General features: G+C 24.6%; 4 protein-coding genes. All 4 read left to right on the top strand.

The window, feature by feature from the left end:
* Window positions 1–6 precede the first annotated feature (6 nt).
* Genes GBG18_RS14785 through GBG18_RS14800 form a run of 4 tightly spaced genes read left to right on the top strand, consistent with a single transcriptional unit; the run spans window position 7 to window position 3,270 of the window.
* Window positions 7–456, top strand: a complete 450-nt coding sequence (locus GBG18_RS14785) for a hypothetical protein (protein ID WP_152192312.1) — start codon at window positions 7–9, stop codon at window positions 454–456.
* Between the two features lies 1 nt (window position 457).
* Window positions 458–1,195, top strand: coding sequence for a metallophosphoesterase (locus GBG18_RS14790; RefSeq protein WP_152192313.1), 738 nt, complete (start codon window positions 458–460; stop codon window positions 1,193–1,195).
* A 19-nt stretch (window positions 1,196–1,214) separates the two neighbouring features.
* Window positions 1,215–1,883, top strand: a complete 669-nt coding sequence (locus GBG18_RS14795) for a response regulator (RefSeq protein ID WP_152192315.1) — start codon at window positions 1,215–1,217, stop codon at window positions 1,881–1,883.
* Window positions 1,876–3,270, top strand: a complete 1,395-nt coding sequence (locus GBG18_RS14800) for a sensor histidine kinase (protein ID WP_226896508.1) — start codon at window positions 1,876–1,878, stop codon at window positions 3,268–3,270. Before GBG18_RS14795 ends, GBG18_RS14800 begins: the two co-directional genes overlap by 8 nt.
* Window positions 3,271–3,381: the final 111 nt, after the last annotated feature.

A 3,381-nucleotide genomic window follows, 5' to 3' on the forward strand; every position in this document is an offset into this window, starting at 1 on the left:
TAATAAATGATAAAAAAACTAATACTTCTTGTGTTGTTTACAACATACTTATTTTCAAATGGGTTTGAAGTAAATAAAAAACTAAGTAATTTTACTCTTGTTAATCAATTTGATAAAACGCATACTGTTACATCTGATACAAAAACAATAATTGTATCATTTGAAAAAGGAACAGGTGCTGATATAAATGAGTTTTTGAGTAAAAAACCAAAAGATTTTTTACAAAAGAATCAAGCTGTTTTTATTGCAAACATTTCAGGAATGCCTTCAATTATTACAAGTATGTTTGCACTTCCTAAAATGAGAAAATATAAACACAATATCTTACTTATTTATGATGGAGATGATAAAAGATTTATTCAAAAAGATGATTACTCAACTTTATATAAATTAGAAAATGGTGTAATTAAAAGTATAAGTTATATCAATAAAGAAGATTTAGAAAAATCTTTTTAATATGAATTTACCAATAACAAAAATAGTAGAAGTATTAATAGACCATCAATTTTTAGATGGTCTTAAAATACTTCACTTAAGTGATTTACATATAAATAAGAACTTTAAACTATCAAGTATAAATGAACTATTATCAATATGTGAAGATTTAGAGTATGATTTTGTTGTAATAACAGGTGATATAATTGACTGTAAGGTTAAATATATTAAAGAAAAGTTACATCTTTTAAATAATCTCTCTCTTCTAAGACCAGTTTATTATATAAGTGGTAATCATGATATATTTTATGGATTAGAAGATTTAAAAAAAGAACTTAGCAATTTTATTTTAATGGATAATAAAAGTACTAGTATTGATTTTAAGGGTAAACAAATCAACATTGTAGGTATTTCAGATAGGTTTGCTAAATTCTTTAATATAAGAAGAGATGAAAAGAAAGCATCATCTTTCTTAAAAGCAAATACAAATAGCATTTTTATAGCTCATCAACCAAAAGACTATAAAATCGCAGTAATGAATAAAACACCTCTATTTTTATGTGGACATACACATGGTGGCCAAATCTTTCCATTCCATTTCTTAGTCCGTTTAGTGCAACCTTTTTTAAATGGACTCTTTTATAGAAAAAAAACAGCTATTTATGTTAGTCGTGGTCTTGGAACTTGGGGTATAAACTTTAGATACAAAGCAGACAGTGAAATTACAATACTAAAATTAATTTCTAAAAGTGTAAAATAGATTTTAAGATGAGGAAATAATGAAAATACTAATAATAGAAGATGACCAAAAAATCATAAACTTTTTAAAAAAAGGCTTAGAAGAAGAGTCTTATATCATTGATTATTCACTAAATGGTGAAGAAGGTATTTATCTAGCGAGTGTTAATACTTATGACTTGATTCTATTAGATATTATGCTTCCAATAAAAGACGGTATTGAAGTTTGTAAGACATTAAGATCTTCAGATATACAAACTCCTATTATCATGCTAACAGCTAAGGATTCTATTGAAGATAAGATAAAAGGCCTAGATATTGGAGCAAATGACTATATTGCTAAGCCTTTTTCTTTTTCCGAACTGCTTGCACGAATTAGAGTACAATTAAGAACTAAAAATACATATACAACTACACTAAAAATAGCAGATTTAGAACTTGACTTATTAACAAAAAGTGCAAAAAGAGCAAATGAAAATATTACTTTAACAGCAAAAGAGTTCTTGATTTTAGAATTTTTGATAAGAAATAAGAACAAAGTTTTATCAGAAACTATAATTAGTAGTTCTTTATCTAACATTGACGATGAAAGTATGAGTAATGTTGTAAATGTTTATATTTATAGACTTAGAAATAAAATTGATAAAAATTATGAACAAAAATTAATAAAAACAATCAGAGGATTAGGGTTTAAAATAAGTGATGAATAAACTAACTATAAAAAAGAAGCTTTTACTTTATGGCTTTCTAATCCAAGCTTTTATACTTACAATATTTTCAATATCATTACACAAATCTTTAGAGATATCAACTTTAGATAAATTGGAAAATACTTTAAGAATTGTAATTCTAGATATTGAAGATGATATTTTAGAACATGACGATTTAGCTGATTTAACTTTTAATGAAGAAGATGAATACAAGTTTGACCCACTTTATATTAAATTTTCTAAAATTAATAAACAATTAAAAATTATAAAAGAAATAAATTATCCTAAGTCAATAAGTAATACGATTGACAAAATAGATACATATAAAAAAGATGTTATTTATTTTGAACAAAAAGATACATTTGTAATTAGTAGTCTAAAGTTTCAAATTAAGAATGAGTTATATGTTCTTGAGATTGCCACAGATAATAAAAACCTAAATGATACACTTGAAAACCTACTATATATACTTTTATTTATTATTCCTATAATACTTATTTTAGCCACAGTTGGAGGATATTTTTTAATATATAAATCCTTTCATCCAATAGAACAAATAATACGAAATTTAAAAGAAATAAATGTAAAAAACCTTTCTAAAAGACTCGAGAGATTAGAAAATGGTGATGAGATTGACAGTTTAGGTAAAGAGATAAATAACCTATTACAAAGGCTTGAAATATCTTTTGACAAAATTTATCAATTCAGTAGTGATGCTTCTCATGAGTTAAAAACTCCACTTACAATAATTAGAGGTGAAATAGAAATTGCATTAAGAAAAAGTCGTTCAAGTGACGAATATAAAGAGACTTTAATTAACTGCTTAGATGAAGTAGTCATTATTCAACAAACTGTTAATGATCTTTTATATCTAGCAAAAACAGAAGAAGAAAATAGTTCAAACCATGAAGAAATATATCTTGACGAAGTGATATTAGAATCAATTAAAGAATTAAGACCTTTTGCAAAATTAAAAGAAGTAGAAATTCAATCTAATATAAAAGATGCTTCAAATATGCTAGGTAATTCAAAGCTTGTTAAAATAGCAATTAATAATATCCTCAAAAATGCGATTTCATTTAGTCAAAAAGAATCAAAGGTTTTAATTAATAGTTTTATAAAAGACAAATTAATTTATATTGTCATCGAAGATTTTGGTATTGGTATTTCAAAAAATGACTTGAATAAAATATTTGAAAAGTTTTATAGAACAGATAAAAGTCGAAATAAAAACTCTGGTGGTACAGGGCTAGGGTTATCTATTAGTCAAAAGATTATTCATAATCATAAAGGAACAATATCTTTTGAAAGTGAAGAAAACAAAGGTACAAGGGTAATTATAAAACTTAATCATAAAGAATATAGATACAAAATACCATCACAATAACTTCTCATAAATTAGTTATATAAGTTTTTTATTTTTTAATATATCAGTGGTGCAATATAGGTAAGAAATTATTAAAAAGACGAGTTATAAATACATGTTCAACAACCTGTA

Origin of the sequence: Poseidonibacter ostreae, from assembly GCF_009208075.1 — a bacterium.
Taxonomy (GTDB): domain Bacteria; phylum Campylobacterota; class Campylobacteria; order Campylobacterales; family Arcobacteraceae; genus Poseidonibacter; species Poseidonibacter ostreae.

Bases quoted from the DNA above. Each gene is read 5' to 3' on its own strand.
- GBG18_RS14795 (WP_152192315.1), top strand. From the start codon at position 1,215: ATGAAAATACTAATAATAGAAGATGACCAAAAAATCATAAACTTTTTA.
- GBG18_RS14785 (WP_152192312.1), top strand. From the start codon at position 7: ATGATAAAAAAACTAATACTTCTTGTGTTGTTTACAACATACTTATTT.
- GBG18_RS14800 (WP_226896508.1), top strand. From the start codon at position 1,876: ATGAATAAACTAACTATAAAAAAGAAGCTTTTACTTTATGGCTTTCTA.
- GBG18_RS14790 (WP_152192313.1), top strand. From the start codon at position 458: ATGAATTTACCAATAACAAAAATAGTAGAAGTATTAATAGACCATCAA.